The sequence below is a fragment of the Candidatus Dactylopiibacterium carminicum genome, assembly GCF_014736495.1.
Taxonomy (GTDB): domain Bacteria; phylum Pseudomonadota; class Gammaproteobacteria; order Burkholderiales; family Rhodocyclaceae; genus Uliginosibacterium; species Uliginosibacterium carminicum.
This window is the reverse complement of the sequence record NZ_MDUX01000009.1, coordinates 28,468-42,629: the sequence shown is the minus strand read 5'-3', so window position 1 is coordinate 42,629 and position 14,162 is coordinate 28,468. Positions and strand designations below refer to the sequence as shown.

The window sequence follows — 14,162 nt, the reverse complement described above, 5'->3', positions numbered from 1 at the left end:
CGCCTCAGTCAAAACGAAACGATAGTATCGTGATGTCGTCACGCTGGGAATAGTTTCCCTGGTATTCACCAAGGGCTTTTTCCAGGGCGGCAGCCTGTGCCTGCATGGGGCGTTGTGCCACATAGCGCAGCAATTCTGCGAAGCGGCTGTTACCGAATCCGAAACCCAGCTCCCCGCCTGCCTGATCGAGATATCCATCGGTCACGAGGTAATAAGTGAAGCCGGCATGCAGTTCGACTTCCTTGTCCGTATAGATCCCCTGGCGACGGTCACCGATCGCGCGGCGATCGCCCTGGATATGGCCGACCTTGTCGCCGTCGCTCCAGTAAAGCGGGATCTTCGCGCCGGCATAGACCATGCGCCGGTTTTCCAGATCAACATAGGCCAGACCGGCATCCATGTTGGTCGCGATGGCACGGGGCAGCGGACAATCCTGCAACATCGCGCGCATGGCTTGGTCCGTCTGGGTGAGTATCGCGGCTGGGGAGGCGATGCCGGTCTTGGTCATGGCGTGGTCGATGGCGGCACGCGCGAGCATGGTCATCAGCGCGCCCGGGACGCCGTGACCGGCACAGTCCACCACCCCGATCAGATAGCTCGATCCATCGGCGCGGAAAACGTAGAAATCCCCGCCGACCACATCGCGTGGCCGCCACAGCACGAAGTGGTGCTCACCGAGCTGTTGCGTCATCTGCTGGCTGGGCAGGATGGCCTTCTGGATCAGACTGGCGTAATCGATGGAGTCATTGATCTTTTGGTGCGCCAGACGCATTTCGCGATTCGCAGCCTCCAGCGCCTCGGTCCGTTCCCGCACTTCGCTTTCCAGATCCTCGGTATAGGTGCGGACCTTGTTCACCATCACCGCGAAAGCGCGGCTCAGATCACCAATCTCGTCGCGGCTGTCCTCGGGCAGATTGACGTCGAAATTGCCATGAGAAATGGCCGTAGCCGAGTGGTGGAGTTTCTCCAGGGGCCGCAGCACCAGCCGGTTAACCGCCAGGCTGAACAACACCAGCAGGATGGCGAGCAGCACCAGCAGCAACAGCAGGCTGTTCTTCAACCAGCCGCCGTCGAGCACCTTGGCCATCTGCAGGTCTACCGCAGTCACCACATACCACTTCAGCTCGGGAATGTAGGAGAGCGCCAGCAATTGCTGACGTCCATCCAGGTTGCCCCATAGCGTCGAAACCTCGCCGGGGCGCTCAGCCGCCAGCGCCATCGCCCGCTGCAGTGCTTCCCTGTCCTTGCTGTCCGCCAACTGCCCCGGCAGGGTCTGCTCGGGCCTGGCAACGTTCCCCGCCTGATTGGTAGCGATCAGCGCCGCCTCGCGATGCGCCTGAATGGCGCCGTTGCTGGCGATGATCAGCGGCGTAACGCCCGGCTCGTCGGTATTGATGAATGTCTGCAGGAATCCGTTCAGGTTCAGCCCGGCCCCGGCCACGCCGATCTTCCGTGCCTCGTCGCGGATGCTGACATTGAACCAGACCATGGTGAGCTGCAGAGGCACGTCGAAATTGACGTTGATGTTGTAGTCATCCGACTGATCCAGCGTGCCGAAGAACCATGAATCGCTGTCCTTGCCATGCTCCAGCCTGTAGCGCGGCGCACTGCTGTAGGGTTTGTCGTCGCCATTGAAGTAGTAATTACCACTGGCGGCGCTGGCGATAAAATAGGCGTGGTTCTGCAGATCTGCCCGATAGGCCTCCGCCTCCCTGAACATCAGGGCTTTCTTGTCGAGATTTTCTTCATCACGCAACCACTGACGGGTGAGCTCGGAGCCAGCCAGCCGCCGGGCCAGCATCAGCTCGCGGGAGACGAGGCTGACGATCTGCTCCCGCTTGAGCTGGGTGTAGTTGCGGGCATAGGCCTCGCCGAAGTGATTGCGCACACCTTCGATCACCTGCCAGCCGATGATGCTCGCCGGCAGCAGGGTCAACAGACAGGCGATGCACAGCGCGAACATCGATTTGGCGCGCAGGCCAAACCCCCAGGTAGCCATCGGGCTGCTCTCTTTCTTGGACTGGCGCTGCGGACGACATGACCGCAGCCGGACGAGATGGAACGGTTCGGATCCGGGCCGGACACCCCGGGAAGTACCTCGGCTACCTAGTGGTGAGCATGGCACCGACGCCGGAACGCGCACGCCCGGCGGCAGGATTGTAGTGATTAACGGCTACAGCAACGTGGCACTTACACACATTGCAATAAAGTTTTTGACGGCACGCAGCTTCAGTCGCACCGCTGGTTGCGCAGATCCACCAGCACGGGCCACACGTACTGGAAAGTATCGCGCCCGCTGCACCGGGCTGCGCAATTCGAATAGGACACCGTGAGCCGCTGCCCCTGCTGCCAGATCCGTGCGGTGCAACGGTCCGTCTTCCCCACCAGCTCGATGGACGGCATCTTCTGCGTCTGCCGGAAGTCTCCCCAGGCAAGATCGCACTCACCTCGCCCGGGAATCTCGATCCGCGTATTCAGTTCGCGCACCTCTCCTGCCTCGATGCGTGCCCGACTGCTACCGTTATAGCCCGTCTCGTTACGGAAGCTGCAGCTGTAGCGGGCCTCGATGGGGCCAGCCTTCGCACCTGCACGGGCATGGGCCAGAGCACGGGCACGCGTGGAACCTTGCGGCGTCATCCCGGCAGGCTGCTGCGAACGCGGTTCTCCGCCCGCCGATACGGGCGGCCTGGGCGTAGCAGCCTCGTCCGGCTTGCCGGTGGGCGGCACGGAAACCTCGCTTGGTATCTCGGGCGCGGATTGCCGAGCCGAACAGGCGAACAGCAGGCCGACACAGGCAATCCATGCCAGGCATCGCACCATGGAGCTCAACGCCGGAAACCCGCTGCAACATGCCGGCCCCCACGAACAGGCTGCCGAAGGCACGATTCAGCCAGCGCAGATGACGCGGATCGCTCAACGAACGCAACACACGTGCCGCCAGCAAGGTGTAACCGCACATCACCACCACGTCCGTGAAGACCAGAGTGGCGCCGCAGATCATGTACTGCAGGGCCTGGGGCGCCCCGGGATCGACGAACTGGGGCAGCACAGCCAGCATGAAAACAATGCCCTTCGGATTACTGGTATTGATCAGAAAAGCACGCAGCGCCAGCGCACGGGCATCCCCCGGCCCGGCTTCGCTGGCCACCAGCGGCCGCGCCGGCGCCCGCCACTGCTGCACACCCAGCCAGAGCAGATAGCCCACACCGGCCCATTTCACGAATTCGAACAGGTGCTGCGAGGTTGCCAGCAGCGCCCCCAGACCGGTCGCGACCAATGCGATCAGGAACACCAGCCCCAACTGCAATCCGAGCAGATTCCACAACGCACGGCGGAAACCGAAACGCTGCCCAGCAGCCATGCATGACAGCGCGCCGGGCCCGGGCGAAAGACTGATGACCCATGCCGCGACAAAGAAAGCCAGCCAGGTATTGAAACTCATGCGATGAAATCCTCGTGACCCGTGCATACGGACCGCCGGCAGGCAGCTCCGCCCGAAACGGCATCATACCGGCGCATAGCCTCTGCCGCAGGGCGTGCGCAAGCCAACCGACCAGCGCTATGCTTGCGTTCTCCACCCCAAAACACCCACGCCATCATGCTTCAATCCGTCATCGCCATCAGCCTCGGTGCCGCACTCGGCGCAATCGCGCGCTGGCTGCTGGGATGCGCATTCAACAATCTGTTTCCCGCCATCCCGCTCGGCACCCTCGTCGCCAACCTAGTCGGCGGCTACCTGATCGGACTGTCGCTGGCGTTCTTCACACAGTACACGGGGCTCTCTCCGGCCTGGAAACTCTTCGTGATCACTGGCTTCCTCGGTGGTCTGACCACCTTCTCCGCCGAAGTGACTCAACTGCTGCAGCATGGGCAGATGCTCATGGCCATTGTGGCGATCGGCCTGCATGTGGGTGGTTCGCTGATCGCCACGCTGGCCGGCCTGGCCAGCTGGCGGTTGCTGGCGCACATGGGCTGACACGGTTCTGCCTGCGAACGCTGGGCAAAGCGGCCCAAATTCACGCGCTTGAAGATGAAACCCCACGGGCGCTGCGGCGCCACACCCGCCACCGGTACAGCCCTGCCGGCTCGGCCAGCATGATCAGATTGCCGAGCACCGCGCTGGCAATACCCAGCACCGTCCAGATCCGCCACACGAAACCCTCGAAGAACCCGGACAGCAGCAACGCCAGGATCGGCACCGCCACAGCCACATAACCCGCCCGCCCGGCACCGATGCGGCCCAGCAGCGTGAAATAGGCCGCAAAGGCAATCACTGAGCCGAACAGGGCGAGATACAGCAGCGAAGCGATGTAGGTCGGACGAAAATCGAAAGCCAGGGGCTTGCCCTGCAACAGCACGGCAATGACCGCGGCCCCCGCGCCGAAAAGCATGCCTCAGCCGGTGGTCACCAGCAACGGCAGACGCGCCTCATGGTTCCGCTGGGCCACCAGATTGCCCATTGAGGCCAACAAGCCGGCGGCCAGCCCGAATGCCACGCCCAGCCAGGCAGAGGGATCATCGATACTGCCCAGTTCCGGCCAGAACACCAGCACGATGCCCAGACAGCCCAGACCGGCGCCCGTAAGAGATCTGGCATCCAGCCGGCGGCCAAAGGCAATGCGCATGCCGATCAGGTTGAACAGCAACATGCTGGAATTAAGCACTGCCATCAGCCCTGACGCGATATGCCGCTCCGCCTCATAGGTCAGGCTATAGCTGATGCCGAACAGCAGTACACCTTGCAGGGCAGCCCAACGCAACGCCTGCACCGGCAGGCGCCAGCCCTCGCCGCGCCACGCGCTCCAGGCCAGCAGGATCAACCCGGCAAGACAGAAACGATAGGCTACCGAGGCGGAAGGATCCACCGTGCCGAACTGAAAGGTGATGGCCATCCAGGTCGAACCCCAGATCAGGCAGATGCAGACGTACAGCATCCTGTTGGAAAGCGCGGGCACGGCGGACTCCGGGAAAAAGGAGTCCAGAGTTTGGCGCGTCAGCATGAGGGAAGGGCAGAGCCACCGCAGACGTGCTGGCCTGGTCCGTACACCGGTACACCTGCGCCTAGAGGCAATCCGTCGCAGCCAAACCGCTCTCAAAAAAAGAGCCGTCGCCTGGTAGGCGACGGCTACAACGGAGGACAGATTGGAGACAAAACCGTTACGACCTCTGTGAAAATCGTAACGAAGGCAGGAGCCAGGCGCCTGGCTGCATCAGCCGCCGTCAGCGGCTCTCGTGGGCATGACCACGAAAAATAATTGACTGAATTGTAAGGTCTCTTGTCTTACAAAAACAGCAATTTGACCTTTGTTTGCCGGGATTCGTACTTCCGGACGATTCTTGCAAATTTGAACAGCATACTCAGAGGAGCCTCTTATGGAGATCGCCATTCAACGTGCAAGCCTTGCAGGAGGCTGCTTCTGGTGTCTCGACGCCGCCTTTCGCGAGCTACGAGGCGTACATTCCGTGCGTAGTGGCTTCATGGGAGGAAAGTTCTCTGACCACGTCAGCTACGAAGCCGTCTGCCAGGGGAATACCGGCCATGCCGAAGTCGTATTGATCGAATTCGACCCCGCCGTGATCAGCTATCGCCAACTGCTCGAAGTCTTCTTCGTGATCCACGACCCCACTCAGCTCAACCGTCAGGGCAACGATGTCGGCACCCAGTACCGCTCCGCGATCTTCTACTTTGACGATAGCCAACATGCCGCCGCCCGGGCACTGCTCACCGAACGGGCCTCATCCTTCCCCAGGCCCATCGTCACCACTCTGGAAACGGCGGGTCCGTTCTTCGATGCCGGTGAGGAGCATCAGGACTATTTCCGGCACAATCCCGGCCAGGGCTATTGCGCCTATGTGATCGCCCCAAAACTCATCAAGTTCCGCAAGACCTTCGTGCACCTGCGCCAGACGTTTCCATGAATTCATCCAATCCCCCGGCGGCGACACCTTTAGCCTCGGCAGCCACGAGCGAGCCGGATCTGACCCGCCGCTTCGGCGGTGTCGGCCGTCTTTACGGCGAACCTGCCGCCGCCCGCTTCGCCGCGGCCAACATCTGCGTGGTCGGCATCGGCGGCGTGGGATCCTGGGTCGCCGAGGCGTTGGCACGCAGCGCCATCGGCCGGCTCACGCTGATCGATCTGGACATGGTCAACGAATCCAATGCCAACCGGCAGATCCATGCGCTGGATCCGGCCTGGGGCATGGCCAAAGTGGACGCCATGCGTGATCGCATCCTCGCCATCAATCCGGCCTGTCAGGTCCGCGTGGTGGAAGATTTCGCGACACCGGAAAACCTCGCATCCCTGCTGCCTGGTCATGATCTGATCGTGGACGCCATCGACCAGGTGCGCGTGAAGATCGCCATGGCCGCCTGGTGCGCGGCACACGGCATGCCGCTGGTCATGGCAGGCGGCGCCGGCGGCAAGCAGGACCCCACACGCATCCGTTGCGACGATCTCTCCCGGACCGAGCAGGACCCGCTGCTTGCCAAAGTACGCGCCCAGTTGCGCAAGACGCACGGCTTTCCCAAGGACAAGAAACGCAAATTCGGCATTCCGACGATCTACTCCACCGAACCACTGCAGCGCCCTGCCGCCTGCACCACGGACGACGCACCGCAAGGGCTTTCCTGCGCAGGCTACGGCTCGGGCGTGTGCGTCACCGCGAGCTTCGGCTTCTTCGCGGCTGCCGTCGCCCTGCGCCAGTTCGCCAACCCGGATGCGTGACCTGCGTACGCTGAACCTGAATCTGCTCAAGGCGCTGGATGCGCTGCTCGACACGCACAGCGTAACGCGCGCGGCCGAACGCCTGAACGTCACCCAACCCGCCATGAGCGGCATGCTCACACGCTTGCGCGACGGTTTCGACGATCCGCTTTTCGTCCGCAGCCAGCGCGGCATCGTGCCGACACAACGGGCGTTGGCGCTGGCACCCGCGCTCAGACGGATCCTTGCCGAACTCGATGTGCTGCTGCAGCCGGTGGAGTTCGATCCACTCACCGCCGACCTTACGCTCCGCATCGCAGCGACCGACTACGCCCTGAGTGCGGTGGCCTTACCCTTCCTCTCAGCACTCAAGCAACGGGCGCCGGGGATACGGGTGGCATTGCTGCCGGTACGGGAAGTGCAAGTCCAGACGCAACTGGAGCACGGCGAGCTGGATTTCGCGCTATTGACGCCAGAAAGCACGCCGGCCGATCTGCATGCGCGCCGCCTGTTCGATGAGCGCTACGTCTGCGTGATGCGCATGGATCATCCGGCTGCCGGCGAACCGGCATTGAGCCTGGATCGCTTCTGTGCGCTGGAACATGCACTCGTTTCCTACAACGGCGGCAGCTTCAGCGGCGTGACCGACGAGGCACTGGCCAGAGCCGGCCGTACACGGCGGGTAAGCCTGTCCGTGCAGAGTTTTCTGGTGCTGCCGGAAATCCTGCGCCAGAGCGATCTGGTGGCTGTGCTGCCCGAACGCCTGGTGGCAGACGTGCCGGGGCTACGTCTGTTCGATCCTCCCGTCGAGATCCCAGGCTTCACCAAGATGCTGGTCTGGCATGAACGCAATCACGGCAGCCCCGGCCAACGTTGGCTGCGTGAATTGCTGGTGGCAAGTTGCGGCACCGCATGACCGGCACGTCGGCCATGCGCAGACACGGCCGAGCACCTGCGCGAATCGCCGCTCAGTCCGCCTCCAGGCGATAACGCTCCAACCAATGCGCATACGGCGCCGGCAGCACCCAGGAAGGGTCCAGGCCGAGCTTTTTGGCCAGCGCATAGGGATAGTGCGGATTGGCCAGCATCGCACGGCCGATCATGACCAGATCCATCTGCCCGTCGGCCACCACACGCTCGGCGTCGGCCGCGCGTTCGATCCCCCAGGAGGATGCCACCGGCAGACCAGCCTCGCGCTTCACCCGCTCGGCGATCGGCGCCAGGAAGGCCGGGCCCCAGGGTACCTTCGCCGTGGGAATGCAGAAATTGACGCTGACGTTGAGCAGATCCAGCCCACCGGCCCTGAATTCGCGTACCAGCTCGATGGAGTCGGCCAAGGTTTCCTCGTCTCGCCCGTCATACTCGATGACACCGAAACGCGCCGTGAGCGGCAGGCGCTCGGGCCATTCGGCGCGTACTGCCGCCAGCGTTTCGAGCAGGAAGCGGGCACGACCTGCATGATCGCCGCCATAACCGTCGCACCGCTGGTTGGCATGCGGCGAGAAGAAGCTCTGGGCGAGATAACCGTGTGCGAAATGCAGCTCCAGCCATTCAAAGCCGGCCTCGCGAGCGCGCCGTGTGGCGGCGGCGAAATCACGGGTAACGCGGGCAATGTCATCCGTGCCCATTTCCGTCGGCATGCGCGGCAGGTTGGCACCAAAGGCGATGGCCGAGGGAGAGAGGGTTTCCCATCCGCGCGGGTCATCCGCGGGGATATGATCGTCACCTTCCCAGGGACTGTTTGCACTGGCTTTGCGGCCGGCATGGCCGATCTGGATGCCGGGAACCGCGCCGGCAGCCCTGATGGCTGCCGCGATACGCGCCAGGCCGGCGGCCTGTTCATCCGACCACAGCCCCAGGCATGCGGGCGTGATGCGCCCTTCGGGCGAGACGGCGGTTGCCTCGACGATCACCAATGCGGCACCACCACGGGCCAGACTGGCGTAATGCGAAAGATGCCAGTCGTTCACCAAGCCGTCGGTAGCGCTGTACTGGCACATCGGTGGCACCGCGATGCGATTGCGCAGCCGGGCATCCTTGAGCGTGAAGGGAGAAAACAGGGATGACATGCGGAAGTCCTTGCGTGATGGGTGACGGAATGCTCGCCTCAATGCCTGCCGGCAGCCGATTCGCGAACAGCCTGCAGCACCAGTTCGGCAACCTTCTCCGATGAAGCGGGATTCTGACCGGTGACCAGACGTCCGTCACGCACGGCGAAAGGCTGGAAGTCCGGACCGCTTTCGTAACGCGCGCCAAGCGCGCGGATGCGCGTTTCCAACGCAAAGGGCACGGTCTTGTCCATGCCGGCGGCCACTTCCTCTGTATTGGTGAAGGCAGCCGCACGGCGGCCGGCCACCAGTGGCTGCCCTTTCTCATCCTTGGCATTCACGAGCCCCGCAGGTCCATGGCAGACCGCAGCAATCACCTTGCCCTCGCCCCAGGCTTCCGTCAGCAGCTTTGCCAGTCGGTCGCTTGCCGGCAGATCCCACATCGTGCCGTGGCCTCCCGGCATGAATACGGCGTCATAACCTGCGGATTTCAAGGTGTCGATCTTTTGCGAGCCATCAAGCTTCGCACGCGTGGCAGCATCTTTCAGGAAACGCTCAACGCTGGCCGGATTTTTCCCTTCCGCCGCCACCGAATTCGGATCGATAGGCACCTTGCCCCCGGCAATCGAGGCGACATCCACCTGTGCTCCGGCATCCACGAAAGCGTAATAGGGCGTGGTGAACTCCTCCAGCCACAATCCGGTGGCCTGACCGCTACCACCCGCCGTGGCGTGGGAGGTGAGTATCACGAGAATCTTGAACATGGGAGGCATGGGGAAATCCTTTCCGGAAAATGGGTGCTGCGGAATGAAAGGCAGGCACCGGGAAACGGTGCGGACAACGGAGCTTAGAGAGCGCTTCGATTAAGATAAACTGATCGCAACTTATCGAATCCATAAGAGTTCATTGTGTTCAGCCCGCAATGGATCCAGACATTCCTGGCACTTGCCGACACAGGCAGCTTCACCCGCGCAGCCATCCGCCTCAATCTCACCCAGGCCGCGGTCAGCCAGCACGTACGTGAGCTCGAGACACAGCTCGGCCCGCTGCTGGTACGGCATCCGCGTGCGCTGGAGCTGACGCCGGCCGGTGAATCCTTCCTGGACTACTGCCACGAAGTGGAGCAGGCCGGTCGCCGCCTGAAGGTGCGCCTGGCCGATGCCGATGCGCATCGCGGCGAAGTCGGCCTGACCACCCCCGGCAGCGTCGGCCTGGCCATCCACGCACCATTGCTGGCGCTGCAGGCGGAAAACCCCGGACTGGTGATCCGCCACCGCTTCGCGCCCGACCCGGAGATCATCGACGCATTGCGGGAGAAGCAGTACGACTTCGGCATCGTCACCCTGCGACCGGACGACCCCCGCCTCTCGGCCAGCGAATTCGCCGAGGAAGTGCTGGAACTGGTGGTGCCCGCCGGGCAGATGGTGACCTCCTGGGACGATCTCGCCCGCCTGGGCTTCATCGAGCACCCTGACGGCCCAGCCATGGCCACCCGCCTGTTCAGCCGCGCCTTTCCCGGCAACCCCGGCGTTCGTCGCCTGCCGCGCCGCGGCTACATCAATCAGGTCGGCCTGATCCTCGATGCGGTCGCCCGGGGATTCGGCTTCACCGTGATCCCCCGCCATGCCCGCCAATCCTTCGCTGAAGCTGCGGCAATCAAGGTGGCGCTGAGTGGTGACCCATATCCGCTGTGGCTGGTCCACCGCGCGGAATGGCCCCTTTCCGCACGCGCAGCATTCGTGGCCGAGCATCTGCGCGAGAAAATGCACGCACTGAAAGAGCGACGCACCGGACCGTAAGTGGCGCTCAGGCGCTGCAGCGACATGCCAGATATCACGAAACGTGATGCATCAAATACGGAATCGCGATTGGATTCATATCCGGACGATATGCATCCTGTGATCACGCGCCAACGTGCTTCCTGCCGGAAGCGCCACGGCATCCTCGGATCACAAGGAGTACTCAATGAACACAATCATCTGGCCGGAAGGCTATGTCCCCGGCTTCACCGACAACTTCGCCTCCAACGAAATGATCGTCGCAGGTCTCGACGTGGCAGGCGTCTGGCCTTTCCTGAACACCCCGTCGCGCTGGCCGACCTATTACGCCAACTCGGCCAACGTCCGCTTTCATGATGGCAAAGGCCCGGAACTGGCGGAGGGCGTACGTTTCCACTTCGAAACCTTTGGCTTCCCGGTGGAGGCAGAAGTGGTCGAACATGTCGCCCCCGCCAGCGGAAAACCGGCGCGTGTGGCATGGCACGGGTGGGCTGGCAGCACGCCGGCAGACCGTCTGGATGTTCATCACGCCTGGTTGCTGGAAGATCTGCCAGGCGGCAGGCTGCGCATCCTCACACAGGAAACCCAGCGCGGCGAGCCGGCGCGGGCTCTGGCCTCGGCCGAGCCCAATCCGATGATCAACGGTCACGACCAGTGGCTCAAGGGCATGATTGCCGCCGCGCGCAAGGCCAGGAGGGCCCGTTAGACAGAAAAGGCTGCTTTCAGGGATTCCGCCGGCCTGGTCAGCCGGCAGGATGCAGATAGGTGTCGATTGCGTTCCTGGCGGCTTCATCCAGCGCCACGAACTTCACGCCGACACGAAAGCCGCCCTCTGCACTTGAAAGCACACTGTGTGTCACCTGCCCCTTGGCGTGGACTCGGGCCGGGCCACCGCGCACGGGAATCGACAGATCCAGCTCCAGCAGCATTCCAACGGGCGGGTTGGCGGCGACGGCCAGTGCTATGCCGCTCGGATTGATCTCCAGCGTACGCACCTGAAAAACATGCTGGGCCACACGCACCGTCGCCAGCGTACGAAATCCCTTGCGCAGAGATTGTCCGCGCTCCTCCATCATCACTCCCACGGCCTCATCGATGTATCGCCTGAAAGCTCAGGCACACGGAATTATCCTCCATGCCAAGCCCTGCGTGCCCTGAACATCGAAGGCCATTGACCAAACACGTATCCGGGCAAAAACAGGCGGCGCGCGAATTCAGCACGATGGAATATCAAGGATGGGCCCATGACATTCACAGGGCGACGAATTTCCACCTTTCCTTAATGCACGGCATCGCCACGGAGCGGCAGCCTGCATGCGCCCCGCCTGAGACTGAAGGAACGGGAGTCGATACACCCGCAGGCAAGGAACGCATGACGCCTCCTCAACGGGTGCCTTTGAGCTTGCCGATGAAAGCGCCCAGATCCTGCGAGATCTGGCTGAACAGAGGATCCTTGCGATTTTCCAGCGCGATCTCGCCGAAAAGCTTGAGGCCGACGGCCATGGCTGCGGCATCGTCAGCGCTCAGTTGGCCGCGCTGACGCGAACGCTCGACGATGGCGAAGATGTCGTCATGGCAGCGCGCCACGAAACGGAGCGGCGCACTGTCCGCCAGCACTGTACCTTCGGCATCCACGGCATCCAGGGTGACGCGGTAATGATGTTTCTGCATGTTCTGTCCTTTCGTGAAGCGACCGGGCTCAAGCCTGCCCGATGTCCTGTGCCGCGCGTTCGATCACGGTCGCGATCTTCCGGGTGAGTTCTGTATCCGCCTCGCCCTGGCTCAGGCGTTGATGCAGCGCCGCCTTGAACTTGTGCATGGCCTGCTGCAGTTCGGGGGAACGACGGGCCTCGGCCACCGATTCCGCAGCGCCAAGGCGGGCACGCACACGGGCAAGCGCTTCGGCTTCGCTGGCGACCAGCGCCGCACCATCCGGGGTGATGGCGTATTGCTTCTTGCCGGCAAGTTCGCTCACGCTCGCCAGGCCGGTTTCCTCCAGCAAGGTCAGCGTCGGGTAGATCACGCCGGGGCTGGGGGTGTAATCGCCACCGGCAAGCTCTTCGATGGCCTTGATGATTTCGTAACCATGGCGTGCCCGTTCTTCCAGCAGGCTCAGGATCAGCAGCCGGAGATGGCCTTGCTCGAACATCCGCCGGCCCATGCCGCCCCGGAATTCCTTCTCGATGCCGGCCTTGCCGTGGTGATGGTGTCTGTCGTGGTGTGGGCCGCCATGGCCCTTGTGCATGTCTCGCATGTCAATCTCCCAAGGGGGTCTTGAGCTCATCCAGAATGGATGGCCCACGAAAAAGATATATCTTTTACTGGTGACAGCCAAGAGAAAAGATATATCTTTACGTATCCCTCATGGGTGACACATGCATCCATTCGCGCGCGGCGAGGTACTGCCACACCGTGCGCGTACGGGCCACCGGCTGTATCAGGTCAATGCCGCCTGCAGCCTGACGATGGCTTCGTCCAGCAGGCCGCGGCTGCAGCCGAAATTCAGGCGCACGAAGCCCTCCAGGCCGAAATCGCGGCCATCCGAAAGGCCCAGGCCGTGGGCCTCGAAATGCTTCTGCGGACTGGGCAGATCCAGTGCACGGCAGTCGATCCAGGCGAGGTAGGTGGCTTCCACCGGCGTCATATGCAGACCCGGAATGGCATTGACTGCAGCATGCAGGCGCTGGGCGTTGCCATGCAGGTAGTCGAGCAACGCTGCACGCCAGGGGCCACCGTCACGATAGGCCGCCTCGCAGGCGGTGAGGCCGAGCACGTTCACATCGGCCATCAGGCCACGCGCGAGGATCTGATACTGCCGACGCAGGTGGGCGTTGGGAATCACCGCGAAGGCGCAGCCGAGGGCAGGGATGTTCCAGGTCTTGGAAGGCGCCATCAGCGTGATGGTGCGCTGGGCCACGGCTTCATCCAACGCGGCGATCGGTGTGTAACGCGCGGCGGGGTCGATGACCAGACCGCAGTGGATGTCATCGGAACAGATCAGCCAGTCGTGCTTTTCCGCCTGCCAGGCCATGCGCGTGAGTTCATCGCGCGTCCAGGCACGGCCGACAGGGTTGTGCGGATTGCACAGAAGCAGCAGGCGGGCATCCTCCTTGTGCAGGGCGTCCAGCCCGTCCCAATCGTATTCCCAGCGGCTGCCGACGAGCTTGAGCGCGCTGCGCAACAGCCCCCGCGAAGCATTGCCCGGTGCCGTGAGCATGGGCGGGTAGATGGGCGGGAAGGTGAGTACACCGGCGCCGGGCTCACCGGCCAGACGGCAGGCGAGATTGAAGCCGGGGACCACGCCGGGCAGCCAGACGATCTAGTCCGGCTCGATCTGCCAGTCATGGTCACGCGCGATGGCCTCGGCCACGGTCTGCGCCAGTTGTGCGGAAGGGTGGGCGTAGCCGAACACACCGTGGTCGATGCGCGCGCGCAACGCGGCAAGCACCGGCTCGGGTGCGGCGAAGTCCATGTCGGCGACCCACATCGGCAACACCTCACGGCCGGCATAGCGCTGCCACTTGATGCTGTCGGACTGGAGACGGTCGGGCGGATTGTCGAACAGAGATTGCATGTCAGGCCTTGTTGTCATGAGCGCCATAGTGAACGCTGGAAACCGCATTCTATACAGA

General features: G+C 63.0%; 16 protein-coding genes and 1 pseudogene. 6 read left to right on the top strand and 11 right to left on the bottom strand.

The window, feature by feature from the left end:
• Positions 1–4: 4 nt before the first annotated feature.
• The 3 genes from siaA to BGI27_RS04360 form a co-directional block, all read right to left on the bottom strand.
• On the bottom strand, positions 5–1,999 hold the full coding sequence (siaA, locus tag BGI27_RS04370; protein ID WP_095523686.1) for a biofilm regulation protein phosphatase SiaA: 1,995 nt from the start codon (positions 1,997–1,999) through the stop codon (positions 5–7).
• A gap of 230 nt (positions 2,000–2,229) precedes the next feature.
• Positions 2,230–2,487, bottom strand: a complete 258-nt coding sequence (locus BGI27_RS04365) for a hypothetical protein (protein WP_095523685.1) — start codon at positions 2,485–2,487, stop codon at positions 2,230–2,232.
• A gap of 49 nt (positions 2,488–2,536) precedes the next feature.
• Positions 2,537–3,442, bottom strand: a complete 906-nt coding sequence (locus BGI27_RS04360; protein ID WP_095523684.1) for a LysE family transporter — start codon at positions 3,440–3,442, stop codon at positions 2,537–2,539.
• Between the two features lie 156 nt (positions 3,443–3,598).
• Between BGI27_RS04360 and crcB the strand changes: the two genes are divergently transcribed.
• Positions 3,599–3,976 carry a fluoride efflux transporter CrcB gene (crcB, locus tag BGI27_RS04355; protein ID WP_095523683.1) on the top strand — a complete coding sequence of 126 codons (378 nt, stop codon included), beginning with the start codon at positions 3,599–3,601 and terminating at the stop codon, positions 3,974–3,976.
• Between the two features lie 40 nt (positions 3,977–4,016).
• Here crcB and BGI27_RS04350 read toward each other — a convergent pair whose 3' ends face one another.
• Both BGI27_RS04350 and BGI27_RS04345 read right to left on the bottom strand, forming a co-directional pair.
• Positions 4,017–4,391 carry an EamA family transporter gene (locus BGI27_RS04350; RefSeq protein WP_095523682.1) on the bottom strand — a complete coding sequence of 125 codons (375 nt, stop codon included), beginning with the start codon at positions 4,389–4,391 and terminating at the stop codon, positions 4,017–4,019.
• Positions 4,392–4,394: 3 nt separating this feature from the next.
• Complete coding sequence (locus BGI27_RS04345; RefSeq protein ID WP_170942951.1) at positions 4,395–4,955, bottom strand: DMT family transporter; 561 nt, start codon at positions 4,953–4,955, stop codon at positions 4,395–4,397.
• A gap of 418 nt (positions 4,956–5,373) precedes the next feature.
• Here BGI27_RS04345 and msrA point away from each other — a divergent pair, with 418 nt between their 5' ends.
• Genes msrA through BGI27_RS04330 form a run of 3 tightly spaced genes read left to right on the top strand, consistent with a single transcriptional unit; the run spans position 5,374 to position 7,620 of the window.
• Positions 5,374–5,919 (top strand): peptide-methionine (S)-S-oxide reductase MsrA, encoded by a 546-nt coding sequence (gene msrA, locus BGI27_RS04340; protein WP_095523680.1) that lies wholly within the window; start codon positions 5,374–5,376, stop codon positions 5,917–5,919.
• Positions 5,916–6,725: a tRNA threonylcarbamoyladenosine dehydratase gene (locus tag BGI27_RS04335; protein WP_095523679.1), complete on the top strand. Its 810-nt coding sequence runs from the start codon at positions 5,916–5,918 to the stop codon at positions 6,723–6,725. The genes msrA and BGI27_RS04335 overlap by 4 nt, the downstream gene beginning before the upstream one ends.
• On the top strand, positions 6,718–7,620 hold the full coding sequence (locus BGI27_RS04330) for a LysR family transcriptional regulator (protein ID WP_095523678.1): 903 nt from the start codon (positions 6,718–6,720) through the stop codon (positions 7,618–7,620). The genes BGI27_RS04335 and BGI27_RS04330 overlap by 8 nt, the downstream gene beginning before the upstream one ends.
• Before the next feature lie 52 nt (positions 7,621–7,672).
• Here BGI27_RS04330 and BGI27_RS04325 read toward each other — a convergent pair whose 3' ends face one another.
• Both BGI27_RS04325 and BGI27_RS04320 read right to left on the bottom strand, forming a co-directional pair.
• A complete protein-coding gene (locus tag BGI27_RS04325; RefSeq protein ID WP_095523677.1) occupies positions 7,673–8,773 on the bottom strand; it encodes an NADH:flavin oxidoreductase/NADH oxidase in 1,101 nt (366 codons plus the stop codon).
• A 38-nt stretch (positions 8,774–8,811) separates the two neighbouring features.
• A complete protein-coding gene (locus BGI27_RS04320) occupies positions 8,812–9,525 on the bottom strand; it encodes a type 1 glutamine amidotransferase domain-containing protein (RefSeq protein ID WP_095523676.1) in 714 nt (237 codons plus the stop codon).
• Positions 9,526–9,660: 135 nt separating this feature from the next.
• On the opposite strand from BGI27_RS04320, the gene BGI27_RS04315 reads away from it, so the two are divergent.
• Together BGI27_RS04315 and BGI27_RS04310 are read left to right on the top strand one after the other, a co-directional pair.
• On the top strand, positions 9,661–10,551 hold the full coding sequence (locus tag BGI27_RS04315) for a LysR family transcriptional regulator (protein WP_095523675.1): 891 nt from the start codon (positions 9,661–9,663) through the stop codon (positions 10,549–10,551).
• Positions 10,552–10,717: 166 nt separating this feature from the next.
• Positions 10,718–11,236: an SRPBCC family protein gene (locus BGI27_RS04310; RefSeq protein WP_095523674.1), complete on the top strand. Its 519-nt coding sequence runs from the start codon at positions 10,718–10,720 to the stop codon at positions 11,234–11,236.
• Between the two features lie 37 nt (positions 11,237–11,273).
• Here the strand turns inward: BGI27_RS04310 and BGI27_RS04305 are convergent, their stop codons facing one another.
• The 4 genes and pseudogenes from BGI27_RS04305 to BGI27_RS04290 form a co-directional block, all read right to left on the bottom strand.
• Positions 11,274–11,606, bottom strand: coding sequence for a PilZ domain-containing protein (locus BGI27_RS04305; RefSeq protein ID WP_095523673.1), 333 nt, complete (start codon positions 11,604–11,606; stop codon positions 11,274–11,276).
• Between the two features lie 307 nt (positions 11,607–11,913).
• Positions 11,914–12,201 (bottom strand): DUF3861 domain-containing protein, encoded by a 288-nt coding sequence (locus tag BGI27_RS04300; RefSeq protein WP_095523672.1) that lies wholly within the window; start codon positions 12,199–12,201, stop codon positions 11,914–11,916.
• 28 nt (positions 12,202–12,229) lie between these two features.
• Entirely contained in the window at positions 12,230–12,784 is a 555-nt protein-coding gene (locus BGI27_RS04295) for a PadR family transcriptional regulator (RefSeq protein WP_095523671.1), read from the bottom strand.
• A gap of 183 nt (positions 12,785–12,967) precedes the next feature.
• Positions 12,968–14,104 (bottom strand): annotated as a pseudogene (locus BGI27_RS04290) (MalY/PatB family protein).
• Between the last annotated feature and the right edge of the window lie 58 nt (positions 14,105–14,162).